General features: G+C 58.5%; 17 protein-coding genes. All 17 read right to left on the bottom strand.

Annotated features, from left to right (window positions below):
* Positions 1-86: 86 nt before the first annotated feature.
* The 17 genes from HNR38_RS10765 to rsmG all read right to left on the bottom strand — a co-directional run bounded on the left by HNR38_RS10765 (position 87) and on the right by rsmG (position 15,578).
* Entirely contained in the window at positions 87-434 is a 348-nt protein-coding gene (locus HNR38_RS10765; protein WP_183703750.1) for an AzlD domain-containing protein, read from the bottom strand.
* A gap of 4 nt (positions 435-438) precedes the next feature.
* Entirely contained in the window at positions 439-1,158 is a 720-nt protein-coding gene (locus HNR38_RS10770; RefSeq protein WP_183703753.1) for an AzlC family ABC transporter permease, read from the bottom strand.
* Entirely contained in the window at positions 1,155-1,685 is a 531-nt protein-coding gene (locus HNR38_RS10775) for a helix-turn-helix domain-containing protein (protein WP_183703756.1), read from the bottom strand. Before HNR38_RS10775 ends, HNR38_RS10770 begins: the two co-directional genes overlap by 4 nt.
* 717 nt (positions 1,686-2,402) lie before the next feature.
* Positions 2,403-4,235 (bottom strand): glutamine--fructose-6-phosphate transaminase (isomerizing), encoded by a 1,833-nt coding sequence (glmS, locus tag HNR38_RS10780; RefSeq protein ID WP_183703759.1) that lies wholly within the window; start codon positions 4,233-4,235, stop codon positions 2,403-2,405.
* Positions 4,236-4,260: 25 nt separating this feature from the next.
* On the bottom strand, positions 4,261-5,625 hold the full coding sequence (gene glmU / locus HNR38_RS10785) for a bifunctional UDP-N-acetylglucosamine diphosphorylase/glucosamine-1-phosphate N-acetyltransferase GlmU (RefSeq protein ID WP_183703764.1): 1,365 nt from the start codon (positions 5,623-5,625) through the stop codon (positions 4,261-4,263).
* A 125-nt stretch (positions 5,626-5,750) separates the two neighbouring features.
* Positions 5,751-6,173: a F0F1 ATP synthase subunit epsilon gene (locus HNR38_RS10790; protein ID WP_183703767.1), complete on the bottom strand. Its 423-nt coding sequence runs from the start codon at positions 6,171-6,173 to the stop codon at positions 5,751-5,753.
* A gap of 48 nt (positions 6,174-6,221) precedes the next feature.
* Positions 6,222-7,613 (bottom strand): F0F1 ATP synthase subunit beta, encoded by a 1,392-nt coding sequence (gene atpD / locus HNR38_RS10795; protein WP_183703770.1) that lies wholly within the window; start codon positions 7,611-7,613, stop codon positions 6,222-6,224.
* 54 nt (positions 7,614-7,667) lie between these two features.
* Positions 7,668-8,537 carry a F0F1 ATP synthase subunit gamma gene (gene atpG / locus HNR38_RS10800; RefSeq protein WP_183703773.1) on the bottom strand — a complete coding sequence of 290 codons (870 nt, stop codon included), beginning with the start codon at positions 8,535-8,537 and terminating at the stop codon, positions 7,668-7,670.
* A 74-nt stretch (positions 8,538-8,611) separates the two neighbouring features.
* Positions 8,612-10,156 (bottom strand): F0F1 ATP synthase subunit alpha, encoded by a 1,545-nt coding sequence (atpA, locus tag HNR38_RS10805; protein ID WP_183703776.1) that lies wholly within the window; start codon positions 10,154-10,156, stop codon positions 8,612-8,614.
* A 28-nt stretch (positions 10,157-10,184) separates the two neighbouring features.
* A complete protein-coding gene (locus HNR38_RS10810) occupies positions 10,185-10,721 on the bottom strand; it encodes a F0F1 ATP synthase subunit delta (protein ID WP_183703779.1) in 537 nt (178 codons plus the stop codon).
* A 15-nt stretch (positions 10,722-10,736) separates the two neighbouring features.
* The gene (locus HNR38_RS10815) at positions 10,737-11,207 is read right to left on the bottom strand and encodes a F0F1 ATP synthase subunit B (RefSeq protein ID WP_183703782.1); all 471 of its coding nucleotides are present in this window, start codon (positions 11,205-11,207) and stop codon (positions 10,737-10,739) included.
* A gap of 65 nt (positions 11,208-11,272) precedes the next feature.
* Positions 11,273-11,530, bottom strand: a complete 258-nt coding sequence (gene atpE / locus HNR38_RS10820) for a F0F1 ATP synthase subunit C (protein WP_012138088.1) — start codon at positions 11,528-11,530, stop codon at positions 11,273-11,275.
* Between the two features lie 87 nt (positions 11,531-11,617).
* Positions 11,618-12,490, bottom strand: a complete 873-nt coding sequence (gene atpB, locus HNR38_RS10825; protein WP_183703785.1) for a F0F1 ATP synthase subunit A — start codon at positions 12,488-12,490, stop codon at positions 11,618-11,620.
* A 19-nt stretch (positions 12,491-12,509) separates the two neighbouring features.
* Positions 12,510-12,911 carry a F0F1 ATP synthase subunit I gene (locus HNR38_RS10830; RefSeq protein WP_183703789.1) on the bottom strand — a complete coding sequence of 134 codons (402 nt, stop codon included), beginning with the start codon at positions 12,909-12,911 and terminating at the stop codon, positions 12,510-12,512.
* A gap of 269 nt (positions 12,912-13,180) precedes the next feature.
* Positions 13,181-14,056, bottom strand: coding sequence for a ParB/RepB/Spo0J family partition protein (locus tag HNR38_RS10835; RefSeq protein WP_183704331.1), 876 nt, complete (start codon positions 14,054-14,056; stop codon positions 13,181-13,183).
* A 60-nt stretch (positions 14,057-14,116) separates the two neighbouring features.
* On the bottom strand, positions 14,117-14,911 hold the full coding sequence (locus HNR38_RS10840; RefSeq protein ID WP_183703792.1) for a ParA family protein: 795 nt from the start codon (positions 14,909-14,911) through the stop codon (positions 14,117-14,119).
* A 22-nt stretch (positions 14,912-14,933) separates the two neighbouring features.
* Positions 14,934-15,578, bottom strand: a complete 645-nt coding sequence (gene rsmG, locus HNR38_RS10845; RefSeq protein ID WP_183703795.1) for a 16S rRNA (guanine(527)-N(7))-methyltransferase RsmG — start codon at positions 15,576-15,578, stop codon at positions 14,934-14,936.

The raw sequence follows: 15,578 nt of genomic DNA on the forward strand, positions 1-15,578 counted from the left end.
GTTAAATTTTTAGTCTGACACCTCGAGAATGCCACCCCGTTTTCTATAAGAAGCGATACAGACATCCACTGCGTTGCCCGGCCAGGTTAAGTCACGACAAAACTGAGAAGCCTGACCACCCCAAAAGCCGCAACGCCCCAGACAACGGGCCAACCCAGTGATCTTGTTCTGCGCCAGACAAACAGTGTCGCCCCTACCCCGACCACCGTTGCCAGCCAGGCATTCAGGGTGTTGGCTGGGGGGACCAGCGAGACCCCCAACATGGCTGCAATCATAACGGGCCCAAGCACACCCAGCCAGCCGGGCATGCTGGCTGAACCGCCCTGACCGTCTTTCCGGCCGAGATGCCGCTGCATCCATACCAGCGGCAACAGACGAAGCAACAACGTCCCCACTGCCGCAACCGCTACGGCGCCCCAAAGTTCGGTGGTCACGGTTTTAAACCTCCGCCCTGGTATTTGATTGCACAAGGAAAAACGCCATGGCACCTATAAGTGCGGCAACCGGTATCGCCACATTGGGGAGGCCATTAATGGCAAACACCAACGCCACCGAGATGGAGCAGCCCAACGCGGCGGTCCACAACCAGGAAGTGAATCTCGGCGCCAGCAGTACCAGAAACAGGGCCGGAAGCGCGAAAGGCATAACATCGTTCAGCAATGGCCAGCGCCCGGTTAACTCCTGCCCTGCCGTTGCCCCCAGGGCTGTGCCACCCACCCAACTGAACCAGGCCATTAGCATTGCGCCGGTGAACCATCCCATGCGTTCCGAAGGTGACAACTCCGGCAGACGCGTATGTGCCAATGCGAAGATCTGATCCGTCAGGCCATGCATCAACCAGGGCCACCATCGGCTTCCGCTTAACCAGGGGGCAAGATTCGGGGCGTAAACCAGATGCCGGGCATTGATAAGCAGTGTCATCACAACCACCAGCCACAGCGGCGCGCCCGATGCCACCATGCCGACAAACAGGAACTGGGAGGCGCCAGCATAGATCACCAGGGAGATGATAATGGCTTCCCAGCTACTGAAACCGGCCTGATTGGCTATCAGACCAAAAGAAACGGCCACCGGGATGTATCCGCCCAGCAACGGAACCGCATCCCGCACGCCCCTCAGCCAGGGGCGGCCGCGAATGACGGTCACCTGATCCTTCATGATTCCTGATCTCCCTTCTGGTACACGATAGTAACCAGCAACGTTGCCCAGGCATCCTGGGTGCGGTAAAGGTGAGGGCTGTCAGCCGCGAAAGTATGGCTCTCACCAGCTCTCATATATTGGCTGTTCCCGGTGACACCAGCCTCCAACTCACCACTGATGACCGTAACGGACTCGACACTTCCTGGCGTATGCCCCTCAGCCATGCGAGTGGTGTTGGGGGCACAGGACATCCAGTAAGCGTCTACCCGCGGGTCGTCTCCCCCCTGATCCACAAGCCGAACCTGCACTCCTTCCTCGCCAACCGGCACACGAATCGGTGCAACCAGATTGCCAAAGGGCACATTGAGTTGAACGGCCAGTCGCCAGATGGTGTCCAGGGTCGGATTTCCGTTCCCCTGTTCCAGGCGGGAAAGATTCGATTTGGCGACACCCGCTGCGGCAGCCAGTCCCGAAAGCGACCATCCACGAGCCATACGTAGAGACTGGAGATGTCGCCCCAGAGTTTCGAGTGAAAGACGGTCCATTTGAGCACTCCCCAGCTGTTCCTTTAATAGAACGTTCTACAAAAGGAACACGCCGATGTCAATCGGCCCCTACCCGGTCTTTAATCGTCCCCAAAGAGTATCGATCGATGACGGCCCACAGGCCGAAGAATGAAGGGTGAAGGCTTTGCCCCGGGAAAATGGGCGTTATCGTTGAGCTCTGGACGGGTCACAACTGGTTACAGATAGACTCTTTTCTGCAGCCATCGATTTACCGGCTACTCTTCGAATACGAATTTAGTTGCCTGTTCTTTAAAGTAGCCGCGCTGCACACCTATATCCCTCTCAAGCATTTCAAAGTATTTATCTCCCCCCGGCTCCCTCAACTGATGTCTTATCCAGGATCTGAACCTGTAGCGCCGAAGCCATACCTGCATTCCATTACCTAGCGTGTTGAACATAGCCCACCCCCCGAATCCACCGATATTATAGGGTTGGCTCTACTTTGAGCGGCAGCACAGTGACAGGAAGAACTGGCGTAACAATCTGTGAATTCGGGCTTCTGTATCTGTGGAAGAGAGGGATGTCTGTGATGGTATTCGATTCAGAAGGGAAGCGTTATTTCATATCGATAGCGGACTGCTTTCGCTGCAACAGCACAAAACCGTCAGTTCCCCGTCAAACAATGATGAAAGAAGCGCAAAAAAGGCATCAGAGTGAAGGCCCGGGTTGGCAGTTGCCACCCAGGCACCCAGTCCGTTATTCCACGGTCACACTCTTTGCGAGGTTCCGGGGCTGATCCACATCAGTCCCTTTAAGAACCGCCACATGGTAAGACAATAGCTGTAGCGGCACGGTATAGACAATCGGCGCCGTGATCTCGTGCACCGGGGGCAGTTGCATGGCATGCAGGCTGTCTTCTGAGGCGACCCCGGCCTCCCTGTCGGCGAATACGAACAGCTCGCCGCCACGGGCCCGGACTTCTTCCAGGTTGGATTTGAGCTTTTCCACCAGATCGTTGTTGGGCGCCACGGTAACCACCGGCATCTCGCTGTCCACCAGGGCCAGGGGGCCGTGCTTGAGTTCGCCGGCGGGATAGGCTTCGGCGTGGATGTAGGAGATTTCCTTGAGCTTGAGCGCCCCTTCCAGGGCCACGGGGTACAGGGAGCCACGGCCCAGGAACAGGGTGTGGTTCTTGTCCATGAAGCCGCGGGCCAGTTCCTCGATTTCGCCATCCAGCGACAGCACATCGTTCACCTGGCCCGGCACCAGGTGCAGCGCCTGGACGATCTCGCTCTCTTTCTCTTCACTCAGGCCGTTATGGCGCGCCAGGGCCAGTGTGAAAATCAGCAAAGAGGTGAGCTGGGTGGTGAAGGCCTTGGTGGACGCCACCCCGATTTCCGGGCCGGCCTGGGTCATGATCACCAGATCGGATTCCCGCACCAGGGAACTGCCCGGCACGTTACAGATGGCCAGTGCCGCGCGGAACCCGGCCTGTTTGGCCTGGCGCAACGCGGCCAGGGTATCGGCGGTCTCACCGGACTGGGAAATACACAGGAACAGGGTATCCGGCTGGATGACGTGTTTGCGGTAACGGAATTCCGAGGCCACTTCCACCGAGCAGGGAAGGCCGGCCACTTCCTCAATCCAGTAACGGGCCACCAGCCCCGCGTGGTAGGACGTCCCGCAGGCAATGATCTGTACGTGCCGGACATGGTCCAGCAGGTTTTCGGCATCGGTGCCCAGAGCCTGTTCCAGAACCCGGCTGGCCGTTACCCGGCCCTCCATGGTGGCCTTGATGACCCGGGGCTGCTCGTGAATCTCCTTGAGCATGAAGTGACGGTATTCCCCCTTGTCGGCGGAGTCCGCACCATGCTCGAACCGATGGGTCGAGCGCTCAACCGGGGTCCCTTCACGGTCGTGGATGTCGATCCGGTCCTTGCGGATGTCGGCGATGTCGCCCTCTTCCAGGAACATGAAACGGTCGGTCACCGGCAACAGGGCCAACTGGTCGGAGGCAATGAAATTCTCGCCAATGCCCACACCCACCACCAGCGGGCTGCCCTCGCGGCAGACCACCAGATGATCCGGCTCATCAGCATGTACGACGGCCAGGGCATAGGCGCCGCGCAGCCGGGCGATGGTGGCTTTGACAGCCGAGTACAGGTCACCGAGTTCCCGGTAGTTTTTCTCGATCAGGTGCGCCACCACCTCGGTGTCGGTCTGGGACGTGAAGGCAAAGCCGTCGGTTTTCAGTTCCTGGCGCAGTTCCTGGTAGTTCTCGATGATGCCGTTGTGGACAATCGCCAGGCGGTCACCGGACATGTGGGGATGGGCGTTGATCCGGGACGGCTCACCATGGGTGGCCCAGCGGGTATGGGCGATGCCAAGGTGGCCCTTGAGCGGGTTGCCTTCGATGGCGTCGACAAGCGCCGCCACCTTGCCCACTTCCCGGGCACGCTGAACGGCCTGACCGCCATCAACCACGGCCATGCCGGCAGAATCATAGCCCCGGTATTCCAGGCGCCTTAAGCCCTCAAGCAGAATGCCCTGGACGTCCCTTTCCGAAATCGCACCTACAATGCCACACATCTTGTTGTCACCTGTTGATACCTGATTAACCTTTCCGGGGCCGCTGCCAGCCGGCGATATTACGCTGCTTGCCCCGGGCCACGGTGAGTTCGCCCCCGGCAACATCGCGGGTGACGGTTGACCCGGCCCCCACCGTTGCGCCCTCGCCCAGCGTGACTGGCGCAACCAGCGCGGTGTTGGAGCCGACAAACACCTCATCACCGATCACCGTCCGGTGCTTGTTCACTCCATCATAATTGCAGGTAATGGTGCCTGCACCCACATTCACATTACAGCCCAGCAAGGCATCGCCGACGTAGCTCAGGTGATTGATCTTGCTGCCTTCGCCAACCACCGCCTTCTTGGTTTCCACGAAGTTGCCCACCTTGGTGCGAGCCGCCAGTTCGGTGCCCGGGCGCAGTCGCGCAAAAGGCCCGATCTGGGCGTTCTCGCCGATAACCGCGCCGTCGATCACGCTGTTGGCTTCGACGGTGGTACCGGCTCCGATACGGGCGTTGCGGATCAGGCAGTTGGGGCCGATGACCACCCGATCGCCCAGAGTCACGTCACCCTCAAAAACGGCGTTCACATCGATCCAGACGTCCTGCCCGGCACTCAGTTCGCCGCGCACATCCAGCCGGCCAGGGTCGGCCAGTGACGCGCCCTCGGTCATCAGACGTTCAGCCTGCTGATGCTGGTACCAGCGCTCCAGCTCGGCCAGTTGCAGGCGATTGTTGACGCCCTGGACCTCGAAGGGATTGAGCGGTTGGGACACGGTAATATCGAGCCCCTGCTCCCCGGCCATGGCGATGATATCGGTGAGGTAGTACTCGCCCTGGGCATTGCGGTTGGACAGCGCCGGCAGCCACTCTTTCAGGCGGCGCGAGGAGACGGCGAGAATGCCGGTGTTCACCTCTTGGATCTGCTGCTGCTCGGCGTTTGCGTCCTTCTGTTCAACAATGGCCTGAACCCGGCCGGCCTGGTTGCGGACAATCCGGCCGTAACCGTGAGGGTTGTCCAGGTCGACCGTCAACAGCGCCAGGCTGTGGTCATCCAGATCACCGACCATCGCCTCCAGGGTCGCTGTCCGGGTCAGCGGTACATCGCCATAGAGCACCAGCACCCGGGCGTCGTCGGGCAGGTCCGGCAGGGCCTGGGCCACGGCATGGCCGGTCCCCAACTGCTCCTCCTGAAGTACCCAGTTCACCGAGTCATCCGGCAGGGACTCCCGCACCTGTTCCGCGCCATGCCCAATCACCGTGTGAATGCGATCGGCACCCAGTTGCCGGGCGGTGTCGATGACATGATGGAGCATGGGCTTGCCGGCCACCGGATGCAGTACCTTGGGCCGGGCGGATTTCATTCTGGAACCCTGGCCAGCGGCCAGGATGACGACGTGAAGAGGGCTCATGGCGATTCAGGCTCCCGGTGTCCTGTGGTTTTCAACGAAAAAAGCCGCATCCCCGGGCCGGAGGGCGCTAACCCTCCAGCCGCGCAGACTGCGGCTTGATGTTCGGCAAATCCGAAACGAAATGCTTAGCGCACTTTGTTCCGCAACTGCTGGATGGTTCGAAGCTGTGCAACAGCCTCGGCCAGTTCGGCAGCAGCGCGTGAATACTCGAATTCACCGCTCTTCTCGGCAAGTGCTTTCTCGGCCTCTTTCTGGGCTTCGAGCGCGGCAGCTTCGTCCACATCCTTGGCGCGGACGGCTGTATCGGCCAACAAAGTCACCAGATCAGGCTGAACCTCCAGATACCCGCCGGATACGTAAAGAATGTCTTCTTCACCACCCTGCTTGATAATCCGGACCGGACCAGGCTTCAGCTGGGTCAGCAGCGGAGTGTGACCCGGGGCAATACCCAGGTCACCCTCTGAACCCGCTGCGATCAGCATTTCAACCAATCCGGAGTAGATCTTTGTTTCGGCACTTACCACGTCACAATGCACGGTCATACCCATGTCAGTTGCCTCTTTGATCGATCCGGAAATTAGCGCAAGGGTTCAGTATTACTCGCCCTTGCTCTTCATTTCCTTCGCTTTCTCGACCGCTTCCTCGATGGTACCGACCATGTAGAATGCCTGCTCCGGCATGTCGTCATAGTCGCCGCCAAGGATGCCCTTAAAGCTGCTGATGGTTTCCTTCAGGGAAACGTACTTACCGGGGGAACCGGTGAAGACTTCAGCAACGTGGAACGGCTGGGACAGAAAACGCTCGATCTTACGGGCACGGGCGACGGTCAGCTTGTCGTCTTCCGACAGCTCGTCCATACCCAGGATGGCGATGATGTCTTTCAGCTCTTTGTAGCGCTGCAGAGTGGTCTGCACGCCACGAGCCACTTCGTAGTGCTCTTCGCCGATGACCAGCGGATCCAGCTGACGGGAGGTGGAATCCAGAGGATCAATCGCCGGGTAGATACCCTTGGAAGCGATGTCACGGCTCAGTACCACCGTCGCATCCAGGTGCGAGAAGGTGGTTGCCGGAGACGGATCCGTCAAGTCATCCGCCGGCACGTAAACCGCCTGGATAGAGGTGATGGAACCGGTCTTGGTGGAGGTGATCCGCTCCTGAAGCTGACCCATCTCTTCGGCCAGGGTCGGCTGGTAACCTACCGCAGACGGCATACGACCCAGCAGTGCCGATACCTCGGTACCCGCCAGGGTGTAACGGTAGATGTTATCAACGAACAGCAGAACGTCACGGCCTTCGTCACGGAACTTCTCGGCGATGGTGAGGCCGGTCAGGGCCACACGCAGACGGTTTCCGGGGGGCTCGTTCATCTGGCCGTAAACCATGGCCACCTTATCGAGAACGTTGGACTCCTTCATTTCATAGTAGAAGTCGTTACCTTCCCGGGTCCGCTCACCAACACCCGCGAATACGGAGAGACCGGAGTGCTCTTTCGCGATGTTGTTGATCAGCTCCATCATGTTGACGGTCTTGCCCACGCCGGCACCGCCGAACAGGCCAACCTTACCACCCTTGGCGAACGGGCAGATCAGGTCGATAACCTTGATGCCGGTTTCCAGCAGGTCGGCAGACGCCGCCTGATCGGCATAGCCCGGAGCCTTCCGGTGGATGGCCCAGCGCTCGTCCTCGCCGATGTCGCCCTGTTCGTCAATGGGACGACCCAGAACGTCCATGATACGGCCGAGGGTCTTGGTACCAACCGGTACCGAGATTGCCTTGCCGGTGTTCTCTGCTTTCAGGCCACGCTTGAGGCCTTCGGTGCTGCCCATGGCGATGGTACGTACAATGCCGTCACCCAGCTGTTGCTGGACTTCCAGAGTTGTATCGCCACCTTCAAGCAGCAGTGCGTCATATACGTTGGGGACGGCGTCACGCGGGAATTCCACGTCGATAACCGCGCCAATGATCTGAACGATTTGTCCGCTACTCATGCTCGGTTCCTCGTTATCTTGATAGTCAATAAAACCAGTTGGATCGTGGCTGCATTAAACCGCAGTAGCGCCGCCAACGATCTCCGCAATCTCTTGGGTAATGGCTGCCTGACGCGCCTTGTTGTAGGCCAACTGAAGCTCGTCGATGATGTTGCCGGCGTTATCAGTTGCGCTCTTCATGGCGATCATTCGGGCTGCCTGCTCACAGGCCAGGTTCTCTACCACACCCTGGTAAACCTGGGACTCAATAAAGCGCGGCAAAAGGCCTTCGAGAATCTGTCTGGCATCAGGCTCGTAGAGATAATCCCACTGGTTCTTGCTTTCTTCCTCGTCGTCATTCTCGCTCGGAGGCAGGGGCAGCAACTGCTCCACCTTCGGGCTCTGGGTCATGGTGTTGACGAACTCGTTGGAGACAAGATAAAGCCGATCAATCTTGCCTTCGGAGAACGCGTCCAGCATGACCTTGACGTTGCCGATAAGCTTTTCGGAACTCGGGGCATCACCCAGGTGAGTCAGCGCCGCAACGACACTGCCACCGTAGTTCCGGAAAAAGGCGTTGCCTTTCTGCCCGATAGCGCACAGATCGGTTTCCACGCCCTTTTCTTTCCACGCTTTCATTTCACGGACAAGCGCTTTGAACAGGTTGATGTTCAGACCACCACAGAGGCCACGGTCAGTTGACACCACGATATAGCCCACGCGTTTGACCTCGCGCTCGACCATGAACGGGTGTTTGTACTGAGCATTCGCCTTGGCAATGTGCCCGATCACCTGACGCATCTTTTCGGCATACGGGCGAGTCGCCTGCATGCGCTCCTGAGCTTTACGCATCTTGCTCGCAGCCACCATTTCCATGGCGCTGGTGATCTTCTGCGTACTCTTGATGCTCGATATCTGGTTACGTATTTCTTTGCCGACGGCCATAACTCACTGCCTTCTCAAGTTAGACACTCGTTGCTACGAAAGCGGCCCGCGACGTCTGCCGCAGGCCCCGATCCTTACCAGCTCTGAGTGGTCTTGAATTTCTCAAGTGCAGCTTTGAGGCCGGCAGTGATGTCGTCGTTGTAGTTGCCTTCGGGGCCGATCTTGTCGAGAAGATCCTTCTGCTCGGACCGCATCCAGTCCAGCAGTTGTGCCTCGAATTTCACAACGTCGTTAACTTCGACATCTTCCAGGAAGCCTTCGTTGGCTGCGAACAGTACGGTACCCATTTCCGCAACGGTCATCGGGCTGTACTGGTTCTGTTTCATCAGCTCGGTGACTCGCTGACCGTGCTCCAGCTGCTTACGGGTTGCTTCGTCAAGGTCGGAAGCGAACTGGGCGAACGCCGCCAGTTCCCGGTACTGGGCCAGGGCCAGACGGATGTTACCGCCAAGCTTCTTCATGATCTTCGTCTGGGCAGAACCACCCACCCGGGATACGGATATACCGGCGTTCATCGCCGGACGGATACCGGAGTTGAACAGGTTGGTTTCCAGGAAGATCTGACCATCGGTGATAGAGATTACGTTGGTCGGTACGAATGCCGACACGTCACCGGCCTGGGTTTCGATGATCGGCAGAGCCGTCAGAGAACCAGTCTGGCCTTTCACTTCACCGTTGGTGAGCTGCTCTACGTGATCCGCGTTCACACGGGAGGCGCGCTCCAGCAGACGGGAGTGCAGGTAGAATACGTCACCCGGGAAGGCTTCACGGCCCGGCGGACGACGCAGCAGCAGTGAGATCTGACGGTAGGCGACGGCCTGCTTGGACAGGTCATCGTATACGATCAGGGCGTCTTCACCACGGTCACGGAAGTACTCACCCATGGAGGTACCGGAGTAAGGAGCCAGGAACTGCATGGCGGCCGGATCGGCAGCGCCGGCAGCAACCACGATGGTGTGGTCCATGGCGCCGTGTTCTTCCAGCTTGCGCACAACGGCGGCGATAGAAGACTGCTTCTGACCAACGGCGACGTAGATACACTTGATGCCGGTGTTCTTCTGGTTGATGATCGCGTCGATCGCAACCGCGGTCTTACCGATCTGACGGTCACCGATGATCAGCTCACGCTGACCACGACCGATGGGCACCATGGTGTCAATCGGCTTGAGACCGGTCTGGACCGGCTGATCAACCGATTGACGGGCGATAACGCCCGGCGCCACTTTCTCGACCGGGGAGGTCAGGTCGGTGCCCAGGTCACCCTTGCCGTCGATCGGGTTACCCAGACCGTCGACAACACGACCCATCAGTTCCGGACCCACCGGAACTTCCAGGATGCGACCGGTGCAACGAACCTTCTGACCTTCCGCCAGACCTTCGTATTCACCCAGCACAACCGCACCAACGGAATCACGCTCCAGGTTCAGAGCCATGCCGTAGGTGCCGTTGGCAAATTCAATCATCTCGCCGTACATAACATCGGCGAGACCGTGGATCAGTACGATGCCGTCAGAAACGGACAGGATCGTACCTTCGTTTTTTGCTTCGGAAGAGATATCGAGCTTCTCGATTCTCTTCTTGATGATGTCACTGATCTCGGATGGATTCAGTTGCTGCATGCCAATATCCTCAAACCTTGTGCTGAAATCAGGAGCCCAGAGCGTCCGCCAGCTTGTTCAGCTTTGCGCGTACAGATGCGTCAATAACCAGATCGCCGGCGCGGATGACCACCCCCCCGATCAGAGACTTGTCCATTGACGCCGCGAGTGACACTTCCCGCTCAAGTTTGCGTGAAAGCGCCTGGGCGAGCTTCTGTTGCTGTTCGTCCGTCAACTCGAATGCGGCGGTGACGTCGATATCAACAGTGCGCTCCAGATCAGCCCGATACGTGTTGAAGAGCGCTGCAATCTCAGGAAGGAGAGTCAGCCGACGGTTTTCCGCCAGAACGGCAAAGAAATTGCGAATCTGATCCGTCAGGCCGTCCTGGACGACTTCGAGAATCAGTTCGGCTTTCTTCTGCTCTTCCAGACCCGGATTTGCGAGAAGCTGTCGAATGTCTGCGTTCGCAGTGACCTGTCCGGCAATTGTCAGTACCTGCGCCCACTCAGCCAGCTCTTTATGCTCCTGAGCGGCAGCAAATGCTGCTTTTGCGTATGGACGGGCCAGCGTTCTCAGTTCTGCCATGATGAACCTCGTCGTTTAGAGTTCCGCCGCCAGCTTGTCCAACATCTCGTTGTGCTTGGAAGCATCGACAGAGGTTTCCAGGATCTTCTCGGCACCGGTGACGGCGATTGCGGCAACTTCTGCACGCAGGGCGTCACGAGCCTGATTACGCTCCTGTTCAATTTCGGCCTTGGCCTGCTCAATCAGCTTCTGACCTTCCTTCCGGGCGTCCTCCTTGGAGGCCTCCACGATCTGGTTGGCCCGCTTGTTGGCCTGCTCAATGAGGGCCGAGGCTTGCTGCTTGGCTTCACGCAGTTCCTGGGCTGACTTCTCCTGAGCCAGTTCCAGATCGCGCGCAGCACGGTCTGAAGCAGCCAGGCCGTCAGCGATCTTCTTTTGACGCTCCTGCAGTGCGGCCATGATCGGCGGCCACACATATTTCATGCAGAAGACGACAAAGATAAAGAACGCGATGGCTTGACCAATCATCGTCAAATTAATATTCACGTCTTCACCTCTCGCCTGTTTTGTTAAGACTCATGGACCGGGGTCTCCCCCGGCGGGAGACTTGATTAACCGGCGATCTGGCCGACAAACGGGTTGGCGAAAGTGAAGAACAGAGCGATACCAACACCGATCATGGTTACGGCGTCCAGCAGACCAGCAACGATGAACATTTTAACCTGCAGCATCGGAGTCATTTCCGGCTGACGCGCAGCGCCTTCCAGGAATTTGCCACCGAGGATACCAAAGCCGATTGCAGTACCCAGGGCGCCCAGGCCGATCAGCAGTGCAACAGCAATAGCGGTCATTCCAACTACAGTTTCCATGATAACTCCCAGTTTTCAGTTAGGTTTTCAGTTTGTTTAAGGGTTTAGGGTTTAGGGTTTATTGAAACCAATGTCGATGGTGCGCGATCAGTGGTTGTCCTCATGAGCCATGCTCAGGTACACAATCGTCAACATCATGAAAATGAATGCCTGCAGGGTGATAACCAGAATGTGGAAGATCGCCCAGGGTACAGACAGTGTCCACTGTGCCCACAGCGGCAGCAGTGCAATCAGGATAAAGATCAGCTCGCCGGCGTACAGGTTACCAAACAGCCGCAGCGCCAGGGAGATCGGCTTGGCGATCAGGCTCACGCCCTCGAGCAGCAGGTTCACCGGTACCAGCAGGATCTTCAGGAACAGGTTGTCGGAAGAGAAGGGGTGCAGGGTCAGTTCGCCCACGAAGCCGCCCACGCCCTTCACTTTCAGACTGTAGTAGATAATCAGCGCGAACACGGACAGGGACATACCCAGGGTCACGTTCACGTCAGTGGTCGGAACGACCTTCATGTATTCCAGACCCATGGCATGGAACAGCTGCGGCAGGAAGTCTACCGGCACCAGGTCCATCAGGTTCATCAGGAATACCCAGCAGAAAATCGTCAGTGACAGCGGTGCAATCACCTTGTTCTTGCCGTGGAAGGTTTCCTTGACGCTGTTGTCGACGAACTCGATCATCACTTCGACAAAGTTCTGCAGGCCACCCGGCTGGTCGGAGGTGGCACGCTTGGCCGCCAGACGGAAAATGAACAGGAACAGGGCGCCCAGGCCAATGGCCCAGCCCAGCGAGTCCAGGTGCAGAGCCCAGAAGCCCATGTCGGAGGCTTCCTGGCCGTTGTGCGCCAGTGTCCAGGTTGCTTCTTCGATTACGGTACCATCAGCGCGCTCGTAGCCTGCCGGCAGTTTACCGTAGGTCAGGTTCTGGAGGTGATGCTGTATGTATTCGGATGCACTTCCTGCCATAACGGGTTCCCAGGTCCAGTTAGCTTTGCTGCGTATAGCTGCCCAACAGTAGGGGTGTTATCCAGTTGGTGATCAGCATGATCGCAAATGTTAAAAAAAGTGCCGCCACGTCGAGCGGCTGAATCCATTTGAACACCATCGTGAAGAGGATGGCGCACAGGATGAGCTTGCCGGCCTCACCCTGATAAAAAGAACTCATGATTTTCCTGGCAGACCGCGCGCCGGTATAGCGGAATGCCTTCAGCGCAAAGTAACCATGGGGCAACAGAAAAATAAGCCCGCCCAACAACGCTGATAAACCTGCTACCTGGCCACGTAACCCGAGAAAGGCCAGGCTGACGACGGCAAGAACCACCCCTTCAGCCAGAAACCATTTTGCTATGGGCGGGCGGCGTATGCCGCTTGAATTTGCCTTCGCCATGTCGATTCCGAATGTTCGGTGCCCCGGCTCTTTGCCGGTTGAAAAAATAAGCAAATACACCGATACGAGCGCGCAGATTATATGTGTTCACCGGTAACGAATCAACAAATGTGAACACCTGTGAAAGGGTCCGATCCCGCACTATTTCTGGCCTTCAGGCGGATCGGACACAAATAGGTATGGCACCGGTTCCGCAACACTAGATATTGTGCAAAAAACACATTACGGACTTTGGTCGCAGATTGCAGGCACCACTTTTCTGGAAGGATTTACTGGATGTGACCCAGAATGCCGTCCAATTCATCCAGAGAGCTGTATTCGATCACCAGCTTGCCCTTGCCACGCTTGCCATGGGCGATGGATACCCGGGCGCCGAGCCGGTCGGACAGATCATCCTGCAGGGCCCGGATATTGGGATCCACCGCCTTCTCCTGCTGTGACGTCTTGTCCGGCTGCTCGCTCTGAACGCGGCGCACCAGTGCTTCAGTCTGGCGTACGGACAGGGATTTGGCCACCACCTGACGGGCCACCTGGGCCTGCTGTTCCGGGGGCAGGGTCAGCATGGCCCGGCCATGGCCCATTTCCAGGTCGCCATGCTCGAGCATGACACGCACGTCCTCGGCCAGGCCGATCAGACGCAGCAGGTTGGTGATGGTGGTGCGGGATTTACCGACGGCTTCGGCCACCTGAGCCTGGGTCAGCCCGAATTCTTCCTGCAGACGCTGCAGTGCGAAGGCTTCCTCGATCGGATTGAGGTTTTCCCGCTGGATGTTCTCGATCAGGGCCATGGCGATGGCCGCGTCGTCCGGTACATCGCGAACGATGGCCGGAATGCTGTCCAGCTCAGCCAGCTGGGTGGCACGCCAGCGCCGCTCACCGGCGATCAGCTCGTACCGGCCCTCGGCAACCGGGCGGACGACCACCGGCTGCATCACACCCTGTTGACGAATAGAGTCCGCCAGCTCCTGCAGGGCCGCCGGATCCATATCACGCCGGGGCTGATAACGCCCGCGCTGGATGAGGTCGATGGGGATTTCCCGGAGCTCACCATCGTGATCCGGGACTTCCTGGTCGAGATTGACCTTGGAGCCCTGAAGCAGCGCCCCCAGTCCCCGTTCGCCCAAGCCTCGTTTCTTCGCCGCCATGGTGTCTGTCATTCTTCCTGTTGAAATTGTGGATGCATGGTCGCCTGAAGGCGCGCTATGTTACACCGCAACGGCGGCGGATGTCTTTTTCGATCCATGCCGGCGCACCATTTCTCCAGCCAGGGCCAGGTAAGCCACGGCACCCTTGGAGGCACGGTCATATTTGAGGGCCGGCACGCCATAACTGGGCGCTTCCGCCAGCCGAACGTTACGCGGAATCACCGCCCGGTAGACCTTGTCGCCAAAATACTCACTCAGCTGACCGGACACATCGAGCGTCAGGCTATTGCGCGGATCGTACATGGTGCGCAGGATCCCCTCGATTTCCAGGTTCGGGTTCACGGTCTCGCGGATCTGTTCGACGGTATTCATCAGTGCCGCCAGCCCCTCCAGGGCATAGTACTCGCACTGCATGGGAATCAGTACCGAATCGGCGGCGGACAGGGCATTCACCGTCAACAGGTTGAGCGATGGCGGGCAGTCGATGAGGATGTAATCGTAGTCTTCACGAACGGTATTGAGGGTCAGTCGCAGGCGATGCTCACGCCCGATCTCGTTCATCAGCTCGACTTCTGCAGCCGTCAGGTCGCCGTTAGCGGGCAGCAGGTCAAACCCCGATGCCTCGGCGTGAATGATCACCTGGCGCGGTTCGGCACGCTTGGTGAGCACGTCATAGCCGGACAGCTCCAGTGCATTCTTGTCGACGCCGCTGCCCATGGTGGCATTACCCTGGGGATCCATATCCACCAGCAGCACACGGCGTTTGGTCGCGGCCAGGGAGGCAGCCAGGTTGACGCAGGTGGTGGTCTTGCCGACACCGCCTTTCTGATTGGTCACTGCCATCACGCGCGCCATGTTTCGACTCCTGTTGCGGGTTTTACCGGTTTGATTCTGCCCGGGTGACGATCAGCAGGTGCCGCTCGCCATCTGCACCGGGAACCTTGAGGGAATGACTGGATTCTACCTGCCATCCGGCCGGAAGGGCAGAGACCTCATCATCCGGGTACTGGCCTTTCATGGCAAGGAACTGGCCGTCAGTGGCCAGCAACTGGCCGCACCAGTTGACCAGATTGTCGAGGGCCGTAAAGGCCCGGCTGCTGATCTGGGAAAACGGCTGCTCCGGCTGGCAGTCCTCGGCACGGCCGTGGATCACCTGCACATTGTCGAGCCCCAGCTCGAGCACACACTGATTGAGAAAACGGGTCTTCTTGCCATTGCTGTCCAGCAGCGTGAACCGCTTGTCCGGACAGACAATAGCCAGCGGAACACCGGGCAGGCCGCCGCCAGCGCCCACATCCAGCAGGTGTTCGGTGGTTACCCAGGGCAACAGGCTCAGGCTGTCCAGCAACTGGCGGGACACCATCACACGCTCATCCCGGACGGCGGTCAGGTTATAGGCCCGGTTCCATTTGCTGAGCAGGGCCAGAAATGCCAGCAACTGCTCCTGCTGGCCATCAGTGACGGACAACTCCATCGCCGACAGCCCCTGCCGGAGCTGCGCCGGCCACTGTGACTGGCTCAT

Origin of the sequence: Marinobacter oulmenensis (assembly GCF_014201735.1) — a bacterium.
Lineage (GTDB): Bacteria > Pseudomonadota > Gammaproteobacteria > Pseudomonadales > Oleiphilaceae > Marinobacter > Marinobacter oulmenensis.

Coding starts and splice junctions, on each gene's coding strand:
- HNR38_RS10770 (WP_183703753.1), bottom strand. CDS start 1,158: ATGAAGGATCAGGTGACCGTCATTCGCGGCCGCCCCTGGCTGAGGGGC.
- HNR38_RS10810 (WP_183703779.1), bottom strand. CDS start 10,721: ATGGCAGAACTGAGAACGCTGGCCCGTCCATACGCAAAAGCAGCATTT.
- atpD (WP_183703770.1), bottom strand. CDS start 7,613: ATGAGTAGCGGACAAATCGTTCAGATCATTGGCGCGGTTATCGACGTG.
- HNR38_RS10840 (WP_183703792.1), bottom strand. CDS start 14,911: ATGGCGCGCGTGATGGCAGTGACCAATCAGAAAGGCGGTGTCGGCAAG.
- atpE (WP_012138088.1), bottom strand. CDS start 11,530: ATGGAAACTGTAGTTGGAATGACCGCTATTGCTGTTGCACTGCTGATC.
- glmU (WP_183703764.1), bottom strand. CDS start 5,625: ATGAGCCCTCTTCACGTCGTCATCCTGGCCGCTGGCCAGGGTTCCAGA.
- atpB (WP_183703785.1), bottom strand. CDS start 12,490: ATGGCAGGAAGTGCATCCGAATACATACAGCATCACCTCCAGAACCTG.
- glmS (WP_183703759.1), bottom strand. CDS start 4,235: ATGTGTGGCATTGTAGGTGCGATTTCGGAAAGGGACGTCCAGGGCATT.
- atpA (WP_183703776.1), bottom strand. CDS start 10,156: ATGCAGCAACTGAATCCATCCGAGATCAGTGACATCATCAAGAAGAGA.
- HNR38_RS10835 (WP_183704331.1), bottom strand. CDS start 14,056: ATGGCGGCGAAGAAACGAGGCTTGGGCGAACGGGGACTGGGGGCGCTG.
- rsmG (WP_183703795.1), bottom strand. CDS start 15,578: ATGAGCCAGTCACAGTGGCCGGCGCAGCTCCGGCAGGGGCTGTCGGCG.
- HNR38_RS10775 (WP_183703756.1), bottom strand. CDS start 1,685: ATGGACCGTCTTTCACTCGAAACTCTGGGGCGACATCTCCAGTCTCTA.
- HNR38_RS10790 (WP_183703767.1), bottom strand. CDS start 6,173: ATGGGTATGACCGTGCATTGTGACGTGGTAAGTGCCGAAACAAAGATC.
- atpG (WP_183703773.1), bottom strand. CDS start 8,537: ATGGCCGTCGGCAAAGAAATACGTAACCAGATATCGAGCATCAAGAGT.
- HNR38_RS10830 (WP_183703789.1), bottom strand. CDS start 12,911: ATGGCGAAGGCAAATTCAAGCGGCATACGCCGCCCGCCCATAGCAAAA.